Origin of the sequence: Pseudacidovorax sp. NFM-22 (genome assembly GCF_021401245.1) — a bacterium.
Lineage (GTDB): Bacteria > Pseudomonadota > Gammaproteobacteria > Burkholderiales > Burkholderiaceae_C > Xenophilus.
In genome coordinates, this window is record NZ_JACBFY010000008.1 from 56,379 (window position 1) to 74,559 (window position 18,181).

At 67.6% G+C, this 18,181-nt stretch carries 20 protein-coding genes; 13 read left to right on the forward strand and 7 right to left on the reverse strand.

The genetic code is table 11. The features are described from left to right. Positions 1-4: 4 nt before the first annotated feature. The gene (locus L0984_RS24700) at positions 5-355 is read left to right on the forward strand and encodes a DUF3861 domain-containing protein (RefSeq protein WP_234196999.1); all 351 of its coding nucleotides are present in this window, start codon (positions 5-7) and stop codon (positions 353-355) included. On the opposite strand, the gene ppsR is transcribed toward L0984_RS24700, so the two are convergent. Next, on the reverse strand, positions 349-1,170 hold the full coding sequence (gene ppsR / locus L0984_RS24705) for a posphoenolpyruvate synthetase regulatory kinase/phosphorylase PpsR (RefSeq protein WP_017757862.1): 822 nt from the start codon (positions 1,168-1,170) through the stop codon (positions 349-351). The two genes, L0984_RS24700 and ppsR, sit on opposite strands and share 7 nt — an antisense overlap. 201 nt (positions 1,171-1,371) lie before the next feature. On the opposite strand from ppsR, the gene ppsA reads away from it, so the two are divergent. The 6 genes from ppsA to dnaB all read left to right on the forward strand — a co-directional run bounded on the left by ppsA (position 1,372) and on the right by dnaB (position 7,069). Further along, positions 1,372-3,765 (forward strand): phosphoenolpyruvate synthase, encoded by a 2,394-nt coding sequence (gene ppsA / locus L0984_RS24710; protein WP_234197000.1) that lies wholly within the window; start codon positions 1,372-1,374, stop codon positions 3,763-3,765. A gap of 241 nt (positions 3,766-4,006) precedes the next feature. Continuing rightward, positions 4,007-4,387, forward strand: coding sequence for a 30S ribosomal protein S6 (gene rpsF / locus L0984_RS24715; protein ID WP_017757860.1), 381 nt, complete (start codon positions 4,007-4,009; stop codon positions 4,385-4,387). 1 nt (position 4,388) lies between these two features. Further along, positions 4,389-4,694: a primosomal replication protein N gene (gene priB, locus L0984_RS24720; RefSeq protein ID WP_234197001.1), complete on the forward strand. Its 306-nt coding sequence runs from the start codon at positions 4,389-4,391 to the stop codon at positions 4,692-4,694. A gap of 20 nt (positions 4,695-4,714) precedes the next feature. Next, entirely contained in the window at positions 4,715-4,996 is a 282-nt protein-coding gene (gene rpsR / locus L0984_RS24725; protein ID WP_017757858.1) for a 30S ribosomal protein S18, read from the forward strand. A 19-nt stretch (positions 4,997-5,015) separates the two neighbouring features. Continuing rightward, positions 5,016-5,468 (forward strand): 50S ribosomal protein L9, encoded by a 453-nt coding sequence (gene rplI / locus L0984_RS24730; protein WP_234197002.1) that lies wholly within the window; start codon positions 5,016-5,018, stop codon positions 5,466-5,468. 188 nt (positions 5,469-5,656) lie between these two features. After that, a complete protein-coding gene (gene dnaB / locus L0984_RS24735; protein WP_234197003.1) occupies positions 5,657-7,069 on the forward strand; it encodes a replicative DNA helicase in 1,413 nt (470 codons plus the stop codon). 140 nt (positions 7,070-7,209) lie between these two features. Here the strand turns inward: dnaB and L0984_RS24740 are convergent, their stop codons facing one another. The 6 genes from L0984_RS24740 to L0984_RS24765 all read right to left on the reverse strand — a co-directional run bounded on the left by L0984_RS24740 (position 7,210) and on the right by L0984_RS24765 (position 11,924). Further along, entirely contained in the window at positions 7,210-7,911 is a 702-nt protein-coding gene (locus L0984_RS24740; protein WP_234197004.1) for a helix-turn-helix transcriptional regulator, read from the reverse strand. A gap of 12 nt (positions 7,912-7,923) precedes the next feature. Next, positions 7,924-8,427 carry an EVE domain-containing protein gene (locus L0984_RS24745; protein WP_234197005.1) on the reverse strand — a complete coding sequence of 168 codons (504 nt, stop codon included), beginning with the start codon at positions 8,425-8,427 and terminating at the stop codon, positions 7,924-7,926. Positions 8,428-8,431: 4 nt separating this feature from the next. Then, the gene (locus L0984_RS24750) at positions 8,432-8,803 is read right to left on the reverse strand and encodes a VOC family protein (RefSeq protein WP_234197006.1); all 372 of its coding nucleotides are present in this window, start codon (positions 8,801-8,803) and stop codon (positions 8,432-8,434) included. Between the two features lie 174 nt (positions 8,804-8,977). After that, entirely contained in the window at positions 8,978-10,714 is a 1,737-nt protein-coding gene (locus L0984_RS24755; RefSeq protein ID WP_234197007.1) for a PhoH family protein, read from the reverse strand. A gap of 193 nt (positions 10,715-10,907) precedes the next feature. Then, on the reverse strand, positions 10,908-11,384 hold the full coding sequence (locus L0984_RS24760) for a peroxiredoxin (RefSeq protein WP_234197008.1): 477 nt from the start codon (positions 11,382-11,384) through the stop codon (positions 10,908-10,910). A 153-nt stretch (positions 11,385-11,537) separates the two neighbouring features. Then, positions 11,538-11,924, reverse strand: a complete 387-nt coding sequence (locus L0984_RS24765) for an Mth938-like domain-containing protein (protein WP_234197009.1) — start codon at positions 11,922-11,924, stop codon at positions 11,538-11,540. Between the two features lie 68 nt (positions 11,925-11,992). Here L0984_RS24765 and L0984_RS24770 point away from each other — a divergent pair, with 68 nt between their 5' ends. Genes L0984_RS24770 through moaD form a run of 6 tightly spaced genes read left to right on the forward strand, consistent with a single transcriptional unit; the run spans position 11,993 to position 18,104 of the window. After that, on the forward strand, positions 11,993-13,216 hold the full coding sequence (locus L0984_RS24770; protein ID WP_017757303.1) for a pyridoxal phosphate-dependent aminotransferase: 1,224 nt from the start codon (positions 11,993-11,995) through the stop codon (positions 13,214-13,216). Positions 13,217-13,268: 52 nt separating this feature from the next. Further along, positions 13,269-14,591 carry a homoserine dehydrogenase gene (locus L0984_RS24775; protein WP_234197010.1) on the forward strand — a complete coding sequence of 441 codons (1,323 nt, stop codon included), beginning with the start codon at positions 13,269-13,271 and terminating at the stop codon, positions 14,589-14,591. A gap of 10 nt (positions 14,592-14,601) precedes the next feature. Then, complete coding sequence (thrC, locus tag L0984_RS24780; RefSeq protein WP_234197011.1) at positions 14,602-16,020, forward strand: threonine synthase; 1,419 nt, start codon at positions 14,602-14,604, stop codon at positions 16,018-16,020. Continuing rightward, on the forward strand, positions 16,017-16,562 hold the full coding sequence (gene mobB, locus L0984_RS24785; protein ID WP_076511829.1) for a molybdopterin-guanine dinucleotide biosynthesis protein B: 546 nt from the start codon (positions 16,017-16,019) through the stop codon (positions 16,560-16,562). The genes thrC and mobB overlap by 4 nt, the downstream gene beginning before the upstream one ends. Then, positions 16,555-17,850 carry a molybdopterin molybdotransferase MoeA gene (locus L0984_RS24790; protein WP_234197012.1) on the forward strand — a complete coding sequence of 432 codons (1,296 nt, stop codon included), beginning with the start codon at positions 16,555-16,557 and terminating at the stop codon, positions 17,848-17,850. Before mobB ends, L0984_RS24790 begins: the two co-directional genes overlap by 8 nt. Continuing rightward, positions 17,847-18,104 carry a molybdopterin converting factor subunit 1 gene (gene moaD, locus L0984_RS24795; protein ID WP_234197013.1) on the forward strand — a complete coding sequence of 86 codons (258 nt, stop codon included), beginning with the start codon at positions 17,847-17,849 and terminating at the stop codon, positions 18,102-18,104. The genes L0984_RS24790 and moaD overlap by 4 nt, the downstream gene beginning before the upstream one ends. The last annotated feature ends 77 nt before the right edge of the window (positions 18,105-18,181 follow it).

Consider the following 18,181-nt stretch of genomic DNA (forward strand, 5'->3'; position numbering starts at 1 on the left):
GACCATGAAACAACACCGCTACCAGATCGCCGTCGAACACCTGGCCGATGCGCACGGCAACCCGTCCACCCACGCCGAGCCGCTGCGCTTCGAAGCCGGCAACCACGACGACATCCTCGCCATCGCCGAGCGCATGCGCGGACGCGGCGAATTTCCGCCCGACACAGCCAATGCGTTGGCCGTGGGCCTCAAACTGTTCAGCGAGGTGATGCTGGAGAACCGCGGCCATCCGCTCTTCGCGGAATTCGCGCCGCACTTCCGCGCCTTCATGCAGCACCTGAAGAAGGGCCCGCAGCGAGCCGCCGGCGATGCGCCGGCGACCGACGTCTCGCCCGAATCCGACCAGGCTCAGTAGTTGAGCCGCTCCGGCCGCAGCTCCTGCAGGATGGTGGTCGCGATCTCCTCGATCGACTTGGTGGTGGTCGACAGCCAGCGGATGCCGGCGCGGCGCATCATGGCCTCGGCCTCGCTCACCTCGTAGCGGCAGTTCTCGATGCTGGCGTAGCGCGAATTGGGCCGCCGCTCGTTGCGGATCTCGGCCAGCCGCTCGGGCTGGATGGTCAGGCCGAAGATCTTCTTGCGGAAGGCGATCAGCGCCGGCGGCAGCTGCCGGCGGTCGAAGTCCTCGGGGATCAGCGGATAGTTGGCTGCCTTCAGCCCATGCTGCATGGCCAGGTAGAGCGAGGTCGGCGTCTTGCCGCTGCGGCTCACGCCCACCAGGATCACGTCCGCCGCCTCCAGGTCCGCATGGCTCTGGCCGTCGTCGTGCTGCAGGCTGAAGTCGATGGCGGCGATGCGGTCGTGGTATTCCTTGCTCTTGCTGATGTCCGAGAAGCGACCGATGCGGTGGTTGGACTTCATCGCCAGCTCGATCTCCAGCGGCCGCACGAAGGTGCCGAACAGGTCGAGCAGCATGCCCTTGCAGCCGGTCTCGATCACCTCCAGCACTTCCATGTTGGCCAGGGTGGTGAAGACGATGGGCCGGTAGCCCTCGAGTTCGGCCGTGTGGTTGATCTGGCGCACCGCCTGGTGGGCCTTGTCCACCGTGTCGGTGAAGGGCATGCGCACGTGGCGCGCCTTGAGCTCGAACTGGTTGAGCACGGCATTGCCGAAGGTCTCGGCGGTGATGCCGGTGCCGTCCGAAACGAAGAAAACGGTGCGCTTGTGCATGGGGCGGCCTGTAGTTTCTGTCCTGCGGCGCCGGCTCGGGCCGGCCCCTACAATCCCGCAGATTATCGGCGCGTGCCCTCCGCGCGCCGCACCCGCATCCCTTCCCATGCAGTCGCCCCGCGCACCCAGAGCAAGAAGAACGATCGCGCCCGGCTGCCCGCTGCATGGAACGCACCGCTTTTTAAACTCCGGAGTCTTCCCATGTCTGCACTGTTCGAAGCGACCGCCCTGGTCGTCCCCTTCGAAAACCTGAGGATGAGCGATGTCGAGGCCGTTGGCGGCAAGAACGCCAGCCTCGGCGAGATGATTTCCCAACTGCCCGAGGGCGTGCGCGTCCCCACGGGCTTTGCCACCACCGCCCACGCCTTCCGCGAATTCCTGGCGCATGAAGGCCTGACCGAACGCATCGCCCAGCGCCTGGCCACCCTGGACATCGAGGACGTGCGCGCCCTGGCCGCCGCCGGCGCCGAGATCCGCGGCTGGATCGAGGCCCAGCCTTTCCCCGCCAACCTCGAGAAGGCCGTGCGCGACCATTTCGCCAAGCTGAGCGCGGGCAACGACCAGGCCAGCTTCGCCGTCCGTTCTTCCGCCACCGCCGAGGATCTGCCCGATGCCTCCTTTGCCGGCCAGCAGGAAACCTTCCTGAACGTCGTCGGCATCGAAGACGTGCTGCACAAGATGAAGGAGGTGTTCGCCTCCCTCTACAACGACCGCGCCATCAGCTACCGCGTGCACAAGGGCTTCGCCCATGACGTGGTGGCCCTGTCCGCCGGCGTGCAGCGCATGGTGCGCTCCGACCTGGGCGCCGCGGGCGTCATGTTCACCATCGACACCGAGTCGGGCTTCGACCAGGTCGTCTTCATCACGTCCAGCTACGGTCTGGGCGAGACGGTGGTGCAGGGCGCCGTCAACCCGGACGAGTTCTATGTGCACAAGCCGATGCTCGAAGCCGGCAAGCGCGCGGTGATCCGCCGCAACCTGGGCTCCAAGCTGATCCAGATGGAATTCGCCACGCCGGAGGAGAAGAAGGCCTCGGGCAAGCTGGTCAAGACCACCGACGTCAAGGCCGAGCTGCGCAATCGCTATTCGCTGACCGACGCCGAGGTCGAGCAACTGGCGAAGTACGCCATGGTCATCGAGAAGCACTACGGCCGCCCGATGGACATCGAGTGGGGCAAGGACGGCACCGACGGCCAGCTCTACATCCTGCAGGCCCGCCCCGAGACGGTGAAGAGCCAGCAGCAGGGCAAGGTCGAGCAGCGATTCAAGCTCAAGGGCAAGAGCGCCGTGCTGGCCGAAGGCCGCGCCATCGGCCAGAAAATCGGCACCGGCCCTGTGCGGCTGGTGCACAGCATCAGCGAGATGGACAAGGTGCAGGCCGGCGACGTGCTGGTCACTGACATGACCGACCCGAACTGGGAACCGGTGATGAAGCGCGCCAGCGCCATCGTGACCAACCGCGGCGGCCGCACCTGCCACGCGGCCATCATCGCGCGCGAACTGGGCATTCCGGCCGTGGTGGGTTGCGGCGACGCCACCAGCCTGCTCAAGGACGGCACGCTGGTCACCGTCAGCTGCGCCGAGGGCGACACCGGCCACATCTACGACGGCCTGCTGGAGACCGAGGTCACCGAGGTCCAGCGCGGCGAGATGCCCAAGATCCCGACCAAGATCATGATGAACGTGGGCAATCCTCAGCTCGCCTTCGACTTCGCCCAACTGCCCAACGAGGGCGTAGGCCTGGCGCGGCTGGAGTTCATCATCAACAACAACATCGGCGTGCACCCCAAGGCCATCCTGGACTATCCGCAGGTCGATCCCGACCTGAAGAAGGCCGTGGAATCGGTGGCCCGCGGCCATGCCTCGCCCAAGGCCTTCTACGTCGACAAGGTGGCTGAAGGCGTCGCCACCATCGCGGCGGCCTTCTGGCCCAAGCCGGTCATCGTGCGCCTGTCGGACTTCAAGTCCAACGAGTACCGCAAGCTGATCGGCGGCAGCCGCTACGAGCCGGAGGAAGAGAACCCGATGCTGGGCTTCCGCGGCGCGGCGCGCTACATCAGCGCCGAGTTCGGCGAGGCCTTCGCCATGGAGTGCGAGGCGCTCAAGCGCGTGCGCAACGAGATGGGCCTGACCAACGTGCAGATCATGGTGCCTTTCGTGCGCACGCTGAAGCAGGCCGAGCGCGTGACGACGCTGCTGGGCGAGCACGGCCTCAAGCGCGGCGAGAACGAGCTCAAGATCATCATGATGTGCGAGGTGCCCAGCAACGCCATCCTGGCGGACGAGTTCCTGCAGTACTTCGACGGCTTCTCGATCGGCTCGAACGACCTGACGCAGCTCACCCTGGGCCTGGACCGCGATTCCGGCCTGGAACTGCTGGCGGCCGACTTCGACGAACGCGACCCGGCGGTGCAGGCCATGCTGTCGCGCGCCATCGAGGCCTGCAAGAAGCAGGGCAAGTACGTGGGCATCTGCGGTCAGGGCCCCAGCGATCATCCCGACTTCGCCCTGTGGCTGGCGGACCAGGGCATCGCGTCGATCTCGCTCAACCCGGACAGCGTGATCGAGACCTGGCAGCGACTGGCGCAGCGCTGATCGCAACCTGCAGCGCTGCGAGGCCGACCCGGCATGTCGCCGGGACGGACGCACATTGAAAAGGGCGGCCCGTCTGTGCGGGCCGCCTTTGTCTTTGCAGCTTCTGGAAGAACGCTGGCGAGGTTTGCCCGTTCCGGCATATACTCGTGGGCTTTCCCTTGCCACACTGCCTGGACGCGGCGGGTGGCTTTTCTGGACGGTGCGCCTACGCGCATGTGTCCGCAAACCCCCAAGGAGTGTCATGCGTCACTACGAAATCATTCTGCTGATCCATCCGGATCAAAGCGAGCAGGTTCCGGCCATGCTGGAGCGTTACAAGGGCATGATCGCCGCCGGCAACGGCAAGGTGCATCGTGTCGAAGACTGGGGCCGCCGCCAGCTGGCCTACCAGATCAACAAGCTGAACAAGGCCCACTACCTGTGCGTCAACATCGAGGCCGACCAGGCCGTGATGTCCGAACTGGAGCATGCCTTCAAGTTCAACGACGCCGTGCTGCGCCACCTGACCGTGCTGAAGAAGAAGGCCGACACCGGCCCGTCCTCGATGATGAAGACCGTCGAGCGCGAGGAAGCCCGCAAGGCCCAGCAGGCCGAGTACGCCGCCAACAACAGCAGCAACTGATGTGGCTGCGCCCGCGGCGGCCAACCATCTGCTCCTGACGGCCTGCATCGAAGAGATCGCCGCCTTGCGTTTCACCCCGGCCGGACTCCCGGCCATCGACCTGCGGCTCGACCATGAGTCGACCCAGGACGAAGCCGGACAGACCCGGCAGGTGAAGGCGGCACTCAAGGCAGTGGCCTTTGGCGCAGTGGCCGAGCGGCTCGCACGGCAGGCGCTGGGCAGCCAGTGGCGGTTCCAGGGTTTCCTGGCCAACCCCCGCAACGGCAAGCACCCGGTGCTCCACGTCACGGATTTTCAGCAAGATTAATTTTCGACAGAGGTCCCTCCATGGCCACGTTCAAGAAATTCAACAAGGACAAGCGTCCTAAGCGCAACACCCAGTCGCTGCTGTTCAAGCGCAAGCGTTTCTGCCGCTTCACCGTCGCCGGTGTCGAAGAGATCGACTACAAGGACATCGACACCCTGCGCGACTTCGTCGGCGAGAACGGCAAGATCGTGCCGGCCCGCCTGACCGGCACCCGCGCCATCTACCAGCGTCAGCTGAACACCGCGATCAAGCGCGCCCGCTTCCTCGCGATGCTGCCGTACAGCGACCAGCACCGCGTCTGAGCCGGAAGGAGTACATCCCATGCAAGTCATTCTTCTGGACAAGATCGTCAACCTCGGTGCGCTCGGCGACATCGTCAAGGTCAAGGACGGTTATGCCCGCAACTTCCTGATCCCTACCGGCCGTGCCCGCCGCGCCACCGAATCGGCCAAGGCCGAGTTCGAAGCCAAGCGCGCTGAACTGGAAAAGTCTGCCGCGGCCAAGCTGGCCGAAGCCCAGTCGCAAGGCGAGAAGCTGTCGGGCTCCACCGTCAAGCTGACCCAGAAGGCCGGCGTCGACGGCCGCCTGTTCGGCTCGGTGACCAACCACGACATCGCCGACGAACTGAAGAAGTCCGGCTACGACGTGGTCAAGTCGCAAGTGCGCCTGCCCAACGGCCCGATCAAGACCGTGGGCGACACCACGGTGAGCGTGGCCCTGCACACGGACGTGGTCGTCGAGATCACCGTCACGGTCTACGGCGAAACCGCCTGATCCCCCTTGCGAACGGCCGGCGGATTTCCGCCCGCCCTCGCATTTCAAGGCCGCCTCCGGGCGGCCTTGTCATTGGCGCGCCGGCCAGTTGTCCCGGCCTGCGCACCGGAAGCCCACGGGTTGTCCCCAGACTTATCCCGTGACTCGGCTGCCATGGCGGCCTAGCATCGCCGCCTGCACTGCACGCCATGTCCGCTGTCTTTTCTCCCTTTGCTCCCAACGATCCTTCCGGTGACCGCCAGGTGGCGCAGCTGCGCGTGCCGCCGAACTCGGTGGAAGCCGAATCCAGCGTGCTGGGCGGCCTGCTGCTCGACAACAGCGCCTGGGACCGCGTGGGCGACCTGCTCACCGACGGCGACTTCTACCGCCACGAGCACAAGCTGATCTTTGCTGCCGTCGGCCAGCTGATCAACGGCAACAAGCCGGCCGACGTCATCACGGTGCACGAGCACCTGCAGAACCTCGGCCAGTCCGAGGAGACGGGTGGCCTGGCCTACCTCAACTCGCTGGCGCAGTTCGTGCCGAGCGCGAGCAACATCCGCCGCTACGCCGAGATCGTGCGCGAGCGGGCGGTGCTTCGAAAGCTGATCTCCGCCGCCGACGAGATCTCCACCGCGGCCTTCAATCCGCAGGGCAAGGCCGTGGACAAGATCCTGGACGAGGCCGAGCAGAAGATCTTCAACATCGGCGAAGAGGGCGCGCGCAACAAGCAGGGCTTCCACAGCATGGACTCGCTGGTGGTCGAGCTGCTGGACCGCGTGACCGAGATGGCCGACAACCCCAACGACATCACGGGGGTGCCGACCGGCTTCTACGACTTCGACCGCATGACCTCGGGCATGCAGGCTGGCGACATGATCGTGCTGGCGGCGCGGCCGTCCATGGGCAAGACCTCGCTGGCCATCAACATCGCCGAGCACGTGGCGCTCAACGAGGGCCTGCCGGTGGCGGTGTTCTCGATGGAAATGGGTGCCGCTCAGCTGGCCATCCGTATCGTGGGCTCCATCGGCCGCATCGACCAGGGGCACCTGCGCACCGGCAAGCTGACCGACGAGGAATGGCCGCGCCTGACCGAGGCCATCGAGAAGCTGCGCAACATCTCGCTGCACATTGATGAGACGCCGGGCCTGACCACCAGCGAGCTGCGCGCCAATGCGCGGCGGCTGGCGCGCCAGTGCGGCCAGCTGGGCCTGATCGTGGTCGACTACCTGCAGCTGATGAGCGTCTCGGGCGGCATGGCCGACGAGAACCGCGCGACGGCGGTGGGCGAAATTTCCCGCGGCCTCAAGATGCTGGCCAAGGAGCTCAAGTGCCCGGTGATCGCGCTGTCGCAGCTGTCGCGCGGCGTGGAAAGCCGCACCGACAAGCGCCCGATGATGAGCGACCTGCGCGAATCGGGCGCCATCGAGCAGGATGCGGACGTGATCATGTTCATCTACCGCGACGACTACTACAACAAGGACTCCAAGGAGCCGGGCGTCGCCGAAGTGATCATCGCCAAGCAGCGGAACGGCCCGACCGGCACGGTGAAGCTGGCCTTCCTGAAGCCGTTGACCAAGTTCGAGAACCTGGCAGGCGGCTTCGGGGGCGATGACTTCTGAGTAGGAGCGACCGCCGACCCGCTGGTGAATGCACCGCGGCGGGAGGCCGGCGTGGCTGGGGGCGCTCCCGATGCTGCATGTGCGGTGCGCCGTCGTGGCAATCCGCACGCTCTGTTTCTTGAACGTCGCCGGTCGGCCGCTCAGATGCTGCGGTCGTCCGCGCAGTTGGCTTCGATCCGGCGGCGCAGGTCGGCCAGTGTGCGACCGGGCTCGTCCCTGAAGCCTTCCTCCAGCATGCGCGCATCGCGGATCCGGTCCATGCGGAAGGCGCGGAAGTCCTGCCTCAGCTCGCACCAGGCGGCCAGCGTCCAGACCTTGCCCCAATAGAAGCAGCCCAGCGGACGCACCTGGCGCTCGCTGGGCTTGCCGCCCTCGTCGCGATAGTCGAGCCAGAGCTTGCGGCGCGCCTGCACTGCCTCGCGCAGGGTGCGCAGGTGGACGCGGGTCGCGTCGTCCAGGGCGATGGCGGGCGCGTACAGCGCCAGCGACTCGGCGGCCGCGCGCGCCGTTGGCGGCAGCACCGACAGGATCTTGCCCAGCGCGCCGTCGATGTTGTCGCCCAGCGCCGGATCGACCCAGCTTTGCGCCAGCCGTGCCGCAGCCACCAGCGCCCGGGCCTCGTCCTGCGTGAACATCAGCGGCGGCAGGTCGAAACCCTGGCCTAGCCGGTAGCCGATGCCGGCTTCGCCCTCGAGTGGCACGCCCTGGCGCTGCAGGTCGGCGATGTCGCGGTAGACGGTACGCTCCGACACCTCCAGCCGCCCGGCCAGGAAGGCGGCCGTGGTGAGCCGCCGGCCGCGGATCAGCTGGACGATCTGGAACAGGCGGTCGGCACGGCGCATGGGGGAAACGGATCAGGCGGGATCGGCGATGGGAAGGCGGGCCTGCATGGCGGCGGCGATGCGGCGCATGTCGTCCGCGCTGATCTCGAACAGGCCGAAGCGCAGCTTATAGCCCCATCCGCGGCGGTCTCGGGTGAAGTCCAACTGGTCCACCAAGCCGGCGATCGGCACCTCGCAGGCCTCGGCGTAGTGCATGTCGCGCCGCCATGGCACGAAGCCGCCGCCCATGTCGGCCTGGTAGGGCGCGGACGCGGCGACCGTGCCGACCGAGACGAAGGCCTGCAGCCGGTCGCGCGCGCCAAAGTGCTCGGAGGGCGCGTAGTAGGCTACGCAGTCGCCCGTCGCCAGGCGCCGCAGCGGCGCGCCGTGGCCATGGCACACCTGCATGAAGCCGGCGGGCCGGTGATCGCGGCCCAGGCGGGCATGTTCGGCGCTGGCCACGGCGATCCAGTGGCGGGCCGGCCGGGCGGACGCGCTGCACGGCGGCATGAGCAGGCCGAAAGGTGGGGGCGGCATGGCGTCAGTCCAGGGCATGCAGGCCGACCACATTGCCCTCGGGGTCGCGCACCAGGGCGAAGTAGCCGATGCCGGGCGCGATGAGCGTGCGCGGCGCGACGACCTGGCCACCGGCGGCCACGGCACGGTCGAGGGCCCCCTGCACGCCCGGCTCGCAGTCGAGGTAGACGACGGTGCCGCCCTCGGCCGGGCGGTGGCCCTCGCGGCGCACGAGACAGCCGCCGGCGCCGGGCTTGTCGTGGTCGAACACGGCCATGATGTCGCCGCCCACGTCCTCGGTGCCGCGCATCGCGCGGTCGAGCATGCGTTCGTAGAAGCGCTGGGCAGCAGCAAGGTCGGTGACGGGGATCTCGAACCAGGTATTGGCATTGCGCATGGAAAGCTCCTTCCGGTGGTGTTGAACAGGAGCGTGATGCTGCGCCGGGCCTCCTGACAGCGTGTTGTCAGGAGGCCGGCGGCGGTCCGCATTCGGCCTTCGATCGCCCAGGAAAAAGCCCGCGCGGCCTGGCGGCGGCGCGGGCTGACGGCGATGCGAGCGTCTACGGCCGCGTCAGAGCACGTCGCTGGCGAAGTCGGCCAGCCGCGAGCGCTCGCCGCGCGCCAGCGTGATGTGGCCGCTGTGCGGCCAGCCCTTGAAGCGGTCGACCGCGAAGGTGAGGCCCGACGAGCCCTCGGTGAGGTAGGGCGTGTCGATCTGCGCCAGGTTGCCCATGCAGATGATCTTGGTGCCCGGGCCGGCGCGGGTGATCAGCGTCTTCATCTGCTTGGGCGTCAGGTTCTGTGCCTCGTCGATGATCACGTACTTGTTGAGGAAGGTGCGGCCGCGCATGAAGTTCATGCTCTTGATCTTGATCTTGGAGCGGATCAGTTCGTTGGTGGCTGCGCGGCCCCATTCGCCGGCGCCGCCGTTGTCGCCCTTGGCCAGGAACTCCAGGTTGTCGTCGAGTGCGCCCATCCAGGGGCCCATCTTCTCTTCCTCGGTGCCGGGCAGGAAGCCGATGTCCTCGCCCACGCTCACGGTGGCGCGGGTCATGATGATCTCGGTGTAGCGACGGTCGTCGAGCACCTGCGTCAGGCCCGAGGCCAGGGCCATCAGCGTCTTGCCGGTGCCGGCGGTGCCGGTCAGCGTGACGAAGTCGATGTCCGGGTCCATGAGCAGGTTCATGGCGAAGTTCTGCTCGCGGTTGCGCGTGGTCACGCCCCAGACGGCGTTCTTGCCCGAGCTGTAGTCCTTCAGCGTCTTGAGCACCGCGGTCTTGTCGCGCACCTCGGTCACGCGGGCGTACATGCTCGGCTCGCCGGGGGCTTCGAAGTAGACGAACTGGTTGATGTACAGGCTGGGCACCATCGGGCCGGTGACGCGGTAGAAGGTGCTGCTGCCCGACTGCCAGCTTTCCACCGCCTTGCTCTGGCGCGTCCAGAAGTCGGGCGGCAGCGCGAGCGAGCCGGAATACAGCAGGTCGCCGTCCTCGAGTGCCTTGTCGTTCTGGTAGTCGTCGGCGGCCAGGCCCAGGGCGCGCGCCTTGACGCGCATGTTGATGTCCTTGGACACCAGCACCACCTCGCGTCGGTCGGCGCCCTTGTTCTTTTCGTGGAGCGCGCGCAGGGCCTGCACCACCCCCAGGATCTGGTTGTCCGCCTTGCCCTGGGGCAGGCTGGTGGGCAACTGGTAATCGAGCGGCTGGGTCTGGAAGAACAGCCGGCCACCCGCTTCCTTGTGGCCGGTGGTGTCGAGCTTGAGCCCTTCGCCCATGTCGGCGCCCTGCGCGCCCGCCAGGGCGTCGAGCGTGCGGCTGGCCTGGCGGCCGTTGCGCGCGACTTCGGTCGTGCCTTTCTTGTGGCCGTCCAGTTCCTCCAGCACGATCATCGGCAGGTAGATGTCGTGCTCCTCGAAGCGGAACAGGCAGGTCGGGTCGTGCAGCAGCACGTTGGTGTCGAGCACGAACAGGCGCTTGGGGCCGGTCTTCTTCACGCTGCGCTTGCGGCGATCCTGGGCCGGCTCCTCGGCGGCACGGCTGGCCAGCGGTGCCGGGGGCAGCGGGGCGACGACTGGCTCCGCCTGGCGGACCGTGATCGGCGCCGCGACGGGCGCGAGCGCCACGGCTGGCGAGGCACCGCCTGCATCGGGCAACTGGCGGTCGTCGAACAGCGTGGGGGATTCTTTCCGCGCGTCCGTCTGCCGTTCAGCCGAAGTACGGCGCGCCTTGGGGGCGGCGCGCGCCGGTGCGTCGAGCGCTTCCGGCGAAAGCAGGGCTGCACGCTTGGTCGGGGCGGGGGGCAGGGGCATGGAGGAACAGGCTCGCTGAAAAGTCGCGCGCAAAGGCGCAGGGGCCGAAAAACGAAAAAGCCGCCTGGAGACCAGGGCGGCTTCTTTCGGGGGATGCTGTCGTCGGGCTCAACGGCATGGGGCCATTATGCACACCGACCGGGCTCCCTCTCGTGACGGACAGCGCCGCTTGGCGATGAACGCCACCAGGGCGTCAGGTGGCCTTCTTGAGCGCCTTGACTTCCTTGAGGACCTCGTCCACATGGCCGGGCACCTTGAGTCCGCGCCATTCGGCCTTGAGCACGCCGTCGGGGCCGATCAGGAAGGTGCTGCGCTCGATGCCCTTGACCTTCTTGCCGTACATGATCTTGTTCTTGACCACGCCGAACATGTGGCACATCTTTTCTTCGGTGTCGGCGATCAGTTCGAAGGGCAGCTCGAGCTTGGCCTTGAACTCGTCATGGGACTTCATGTTGTCGCGCGACACCCCGAAGACCACCGCGCCGGCCTTCACGAAATCCTTGTAGTGGTCGCGGAACTGCATGGCCTCGGTGGTGCAGCCGGGCGTGTTGTCCTTGGGGTAGAAGTACAGCACGACGGTCTGGCCGAGGTGGGACGTGTTCGAGACCTTGATTCCGCCGGTGGCGCTGGCATCGAATTCGGGAATGGGTTTGTTGACAACGATCGCCATGAAACTTGTAATCTCCGCTCTGGGTTCCCGAGAAATGACGCGAAACCGGGATCCCTTGATGCAACGTGGTTGCGTTCCACGACGCAAGCATGTGCAAATTCTTCGAGGGAACGCGGTCCGGTCTGCAACCGCCGATTTTATCCCGATTGCCAATCAGCGGATAGCCGTCCGTGCTTCCAAAAGGAGGGCGGCGACCACATGGCGCCCTTCGCCGGCCAGGATGTTGTAGGTGCGGCAGGCGGCGGCGGTGTCCATGGTCTCCACCCCGGTGCCCGCCGCGATCAGCGGGGCAAGCCATGCAGGCTTGGGAAAACGGATCCGCTCCCCGCTGCCGAAGATCACCACCTCCGCCTTCAACGCGGCCAGCTGTGCGAAGTGCGCGGGCGTCAGCGCCTCGAACCGGTCGCAGGGCCAGTCGAAACGCTCGTCGCGCGAGCCGACAACCACGCTCGCATCCACCCGCTGACCATTGATGGCCACCCATCCAGGCCCCGTCGCGGTAACGGTCTGGACGTCGTGTTTGTCGGGCTGGAGCTTCATCGGGAGGGGGCTTTCATCTGTGTTCCAATTGTAGGTTTCCCCTTTTGGCGGCGCCCCTCGGAGGGACTTTGAAAGCGATCAAGAAATCGGCCAAGCTGGCCCATGTGCTGTACGACATCCGCGGTCCCATCATGGACGCGGCCAAGCAGATGGAGGAAGAGGGCCAGAAGATCATCAAGCTGAACATCGGCAACCTCGCGCCCTTCGGCTTCGATGCGCCCGAAGAGGTGCAGCAGGACATGATCCGCCACCTGCCGGCGTCGGCGGGCTACTCCGACAGCAAGGGCATCTTCGCCGCGCGCAAGGCGGTGATGCACTACACCCAGCAGCAGGGCATCGCCGGCGTCACGCTCGAGGACATCTACCTGGGCAACGGTGCCAGCGAACTGATCGCCATGGCCACCAACGCGCTGCTGGACGACGGCGACGAACTTCTGCTGCCCGCGCCCGACTATCCGCTGTGGACCGCCGTCACCAGCCTGTCGGGGGGCAAGCCGGTGCACTACCTGTGCGACGAGGCCAACCAGTGGATGCCCGACCTGGACGACATCCGCGCCAAGATCACGCCGCGCACCAAGGGCATCGTGGTGATCAACCCCAACAATCCCACGGGCGTGGTCTACAGCGACGCGCTGCTCAAGGGCCTGGTTGAGATCGCCCGCGAGCACGAGCTGGTTCTGCTGGCCGACGAGGTCTACGACAAGGTGCTGTACGACGGCGTCAAGCACACGGCGCTGGGCAGCCTGTCGACCGACGTGCTGACGCTGACCTTCAACTCGCTGTCCAAGAGCTACCGCTCCTGCGGCTACCGCGCGGGCTGGATGGTGGTGTCGGGCGACAAGCGCGCCGCCAGCGACTACATCGAAGGCCTGAACATGCTGGCCAACATGAAGCTGTGCTCCAACGTGCCGGGCCAGTGGGCCATCCAGACAGCGCTGGGCGGCTACCAGAGCATCAACGAGCTGGTCGGCCCCGGCGGCCGGCTGCGCCGCCAGCGCGACCTGGCCTACGACCTGATCACCTCGATCCCCGGCGTGAGCTGCGTCAAGCCGCAGGCGGCGCTGTACATGTTCCCGCGGCTCGACCCCAAGGTCTATCCCATCGCGGACGACCGGCAGTTCTTCCTCGAACTGCTCAAGGAAACCCGCGTGATGCTGGTGCAGGGCACCGGCTTCAATTTCCCCGACCAGCAGCACTTCCGCATCGTCTTCCTGCCGCACGAGGACGACCTGCGCGAGGCCATCGCCCGCATCGAACGCTTCCTTGCGCGCTACCGCCAGCGCCACGCCTGATTCCCGAGCATCCCGATTGACTGACGAGTGATCCGCTATGACGACTGAATCCATGAAACCCATCCAGGTCGGCCTGCTCGGCATCGGCACCGTGGGCAGCGGCACCTTCGAAGTGCTGCGCCGCAACCAGGAAGAAATCCGCCGCCGCGCCGGCCGCGGCATCGAGATCGCCATGGTGGCCGACCTCGACACCGAGCGCGCCCGACGCGTGGTGGGCGAGGGCGTGAAGGTGGTGGGCGACGCCCGCGAGGTGATCGCCAATCCCGAGATCGACATCGTGATCGAGCTGATCGGCGGCTACGGCATCGCCAAGGCGCTGGTGCTGGAGGCCATCGCGGCCGGCAAGCATGTGGTCACGGCCAACAAGGCCCTGCTGGCCGTGCATGGCACCGAGATCTTCGCGGCCGCCCACCAGCGCGGCGTGATGGTGGCCTTCGAGGCTGCGGTGGCCGGTGGCATCCCGATCATCAAGGCGCTGCGCGAGGGCCTCACCGCCAACCGCATCGAATGGATCGCCGGCATCATCAACGGCACCACCAACTTCATCCTGTCGGAGATGCGGGACAAGGGCCTGGACTTCGGCACCGTGCTGAAAGAAGCGCAACGCCTGGGCTATGCCGAAGCCGACCCCACCTTCGACATCGAAGGCGTGGACGCCGCCCACAAGCTCACGCTGATGAGCGCCATCGCCTTCGGCGTGCCGGTGCAGTTCGACAAGGCCTATGTCGAAGGCATCACGCAGCTGGCCGCGCAGGACATCAAGTACGCCGAGCAACTGGGCTACCGCATCAAGCTGCTGGGCGTGACGCGCCGGACGCCCAAGGGCATCGAGCTGCGCGTGCACCCCACGCTGGTGCCGACCAAGCGCCTGCTGGCCAATGTGGAGGGCGCCATGAATGCCGTGGTCGTGCACGGCGACGCCGTCGGCACCACGCTGTACTACGGCAAGGGCGCGGGCAGCGAGCCCACGGCCAGCGCCGTGATCGCCGACCTGGTCGACATCACCCGCCTGCATTCGGCCGACGTGCAGCACCGCGTGCCGTACCTCGCCTTCCATCCGCAGTCGATGAGCGACCTGCCCGTGCTGCCGATGAGCGAGGTCACCAGCAGCTACTACCTGCGCCTGCGCGTGGCCGACCAGGCCGGCGTGCTCGCCAAGGTGACGGGCCTGCTGGCGACCGCCGGCATCAGCATCGACGCCGTGCTGCAGCGCGAGGCGGAGGACGTGGGCGGCGAAGGCTCCACCGACACCGACCTGATCATCCTCACGCACGACGCGCGCGAAGGCGCCGTGGACAGCGTGATCGCCGAACTGCAGGCCCTGCCCACGGTGCTCGCCCCGGTGGTGCGCCTGCGCAAGGAAGAACTGCGCTGAAGACGCCGCGATGAACTACCTTTCCACCCGCGGGGACCCGACCCCCCGCAAGTTCTGCGAGATCCTGCTCGAAGGCCTGGCCCCTGACGGCGGCCTGTACCTGCCCGAGCGCTATCCGCAGGTCGATGCCGCCATGCTCGCGCGCTGGCGCACGCTGGCCTACCACGAGCTGGCCTTCGAGATCCTGTCGCTCTACATCGACGACATCCCGGCCGACGACCTGCGCACGCTGTGTGCAAAGACGTACACCGAAGAAGTCTTCGGCACGGCCGACATCACGCCGCTGCGTGAGCTGGAAGACGGCGTCTACCTCGAAGGGCTGTCCAACGGCCCGACGCTCGCCTTCAAGGACATGGCGATGCAACTGCTGGGCAACCTGTTCGAATACGAACTGGGCCGCCGCGGCGAGCAACTGAACATCCTGGGCGCCACCAGCGGCGACACCGGGAGCGCCGCCGAATACGCGATGAAGGGCAAGAAGGGCGTGCGCGTCTTCATGACCTCGCCCGACGGCCGCATGAGCCCCTTCCAGCAGGCGCAGATGTTCAGCCTGCAGGACGCCAACATCCACAACATCGCCATCACCGGCGTGTTCGACGACTGCCAGGACATCGTCAAGGCGGTGAGCAACGACCTGGCCTTCAAGCGCCAGTACCGGATCGGCACCGTCAATTCGATCAACTGGGCACGCCTGCTGGCCCAGGTGGTCTACTACTTCAAGGGCTGGATCGAAGCCACCGGCCCGCAGGGCGGCGAGGTGAGCTTCACCGTGCCCTCGGGCAACTTCGGCAACGTCTGCGCCGGCCATGTGGCGCGCATGATGGGCCTGCCGATCCGCAAGCTGGTGGTGGCCACCAACGAGAACGACGTGCTCGACGAGTTCTTCCGCACCGGCGTCTACCGCGTGCGCGGCGCGGCCGACACGCACGAGACCTCCAGCCCGTCGATGGACATCAGCAAGGCCAGCAACTTCGAGCGCTTCGTGTTCGACCTTTTGGGCCGCGACGGCGCGCGCACCAAGGCGCTGTTCCAGGACGCGCTGGCGCGCGAAGGCAAGTTCGACCTGAGCGCCGACCCGGTCTTCGCCGATGCGGCGGGCCGCTTCGGCTTCCGCTCGGGCCGCAGCACGCATGCCGACCGCCTGGCCACCATCCGCGACACCGACGAGCGCTTCGCCGTGCTCATCGACACCCACACGGCCGACGGCCTGAAGGTGGCGCGCGAGCACATTGAGCCCGGCGTGCCGATGGTCGTGCTCGAGACGGCGCTGCCCATCAAGTTCGCCGCCACCATCGTCGAGGCCCTGGGCCGCGAGCCCGACCGGCCGGCCAGGTTCGAGGGCATCGAGTCGCTGCCCAAGCGCGTGGTGCGCATGCCGGCCGACGCCGAGCAGGTCAAGCGCTACATCGCCGAGCACTGCGCCGCATGAAGGTCGTGGTCTTTGCCGGCTACTCCGGGGCGGGCAAGACCACCCTGGTCGAGCGGGTGATCGCCGAGTTGCGCGGCCAGGGCCAGCGCGTGTCGGTCATCAAGCATGCCCACCACAAGTTCGACATCGACCATCCCGGCAAGGACAGCTGGCGCCATCGCCAGGCGGGTGCCTTCGAGGTGGTGGTCGCCTCCGACCGGCGCATGGCGCTGATGCGCGAGTTCGAGCAGCCGACCGAGCCCGACGTGCATCACCTGCTGGCCGAACTGTGGGACGGCGTGGACTGGGTGCTGGTCGAGGGCTTCAAGCACTGCGACCTGCACAAGGTCGAGGTCATGCGCCGCATCGAGCCGGGCCAGGAGCCGCGTCCGGCGCTGTATCCGCTGGACGATTCCGTCTGCGCCATCGCCACCGACACGACCGAGAACCTGCCCCAGCCCACCGGCCTGCCGGTCTTCGACCTGGACGATGCCGCGGGCGTGGCGCAGTGGCTGCTGCAGAGCGGCGAACGCTTCGTCTACCACCCCGAGCACCATGTCTGACGCAACCGCTGCCCCGGCGCCAGCTGCGCGCCGCCCGCTGATGCCCCTGGACGACGCCCTGGCCCGGCTGATGGCCCAGGCGCAGCCGCTGGCGGGCATCGAGGACTACAACACCTTCGACGCCGATGGCCGCGTGCTGGCGCGTGACCTCGTCGCGGCGCTCACCGTGCCGCCGGCGGACAACAGCGCCATGGACGGCTATGCGGTGCGCACCGCCGACTGCGCCGCGCCGGGCACGGTGCTGCGCGTGGCGCAGCGCATCCCGGCCGGCAGCACGGGCGAGCCGCTGGCGGCCGGCACGGCGGCGCGCATCTTCACCGGCGCGCCCATCCCGCCCGGTGCCGATGCCGTGGTCATGCAGGAAGACACCGAGGCCCTGCCCGAAGAGGGCAGCCTGGGCCGGGTCCGTGTGACGAACCTGCCGCAGGCCGGCCAATGGATCCGCCGCGCTGGCGAGGACGTCGAGCGCGGCAGCGTGGTGCTCGCCGCCGGCCAGCGTCTCACGCCCCAGGCGCTGGGCCTGGCCGCCAGCATCGGCTTCGCCAGCCTGCCGGTGCGCCGCCGGCCGCGCGTGGCGATGCTTTCCACCGGCGACGAGCTGGTCATGCCCGGCACCATCGCGCCCGAGGCCATGCCGCCCGGCGCCATCTACAACTCCAACCGCTTCTTCCTGCGCGCGCTGCTGCTGCGCATGGGCTGCGAGGTGCAGGACCTCGGGCTGGTGCCCGACCGGCTGGAGGCCACCATCGACGGCCTGCGCGCCGCCGCCTCGCAGAACGACCTGATCATCACCACCGGCGGCGTGTCGGTGGGCGAGGAAGACCATGTGAAGGCCGCCGTGCAGTCGCTCGGCACGCTGGAGCACTGGGCGCTGGCCATCAAGCCGGGCAAGCCGTTCGCGTACGGCACCATCGCGCGGCCGGCGCTCGAAGAGGGCGGCATCGAGCTGTGCCATGTCTGCGGACTGCCGGGCAATCCGGTCTCCAGCTTCATGACCTTCCTGCTGCTGGTGCGGCCCTTCCTGATGGCGCTGCTGGGCGCCACCCAGGCCGTGCCGGCCGCGGTGCAGATGACGGCGGGCTTCGACTGGCCGCGGCCCGACCGGCGGCGCGAGTTCCTGCGCGCGCGCATCGGCGCGGACGGCCGTCTCGAACTTTTCGCCAACCAGGGCTCGGGCGTGCTGACCTCCACCGTGTGGGGCGACGGCGTGATCGACAACCCGGGCGGCCAGGCGATTGCGGCTGGCGACACGGTGCGCTTCATCCCCTTCGGCGCGTGGCTGGCATGACGAAGACCATCCGCGTCCGCTATTTCGCCTCGATCCGCGAGGCCCTGGGCACGGGCGAAGAAGCCATCACGACCCAGGCCGAAACGCTCGGCGCCCTGCGCGACGAACTCATCGCACGGGGTGGGTCGCATGCCGCCGCGCTGGCCCGCGGCCGCGCCGTGCGGCTGGCGCTGGACCAGGTGATGGCGAGGGACGACGCCGCGCTGCGCGACGGCGCCGAGGTCGCCTTCTTTCCGCCCGTGACAGGCGGCTAGGGCCGGTCAACGGCCCCTGGGCGTCTGCCACCGTCCTCTGCGTCATCGGCCCGGCGCTGTCGTGTCCCGATGATGCT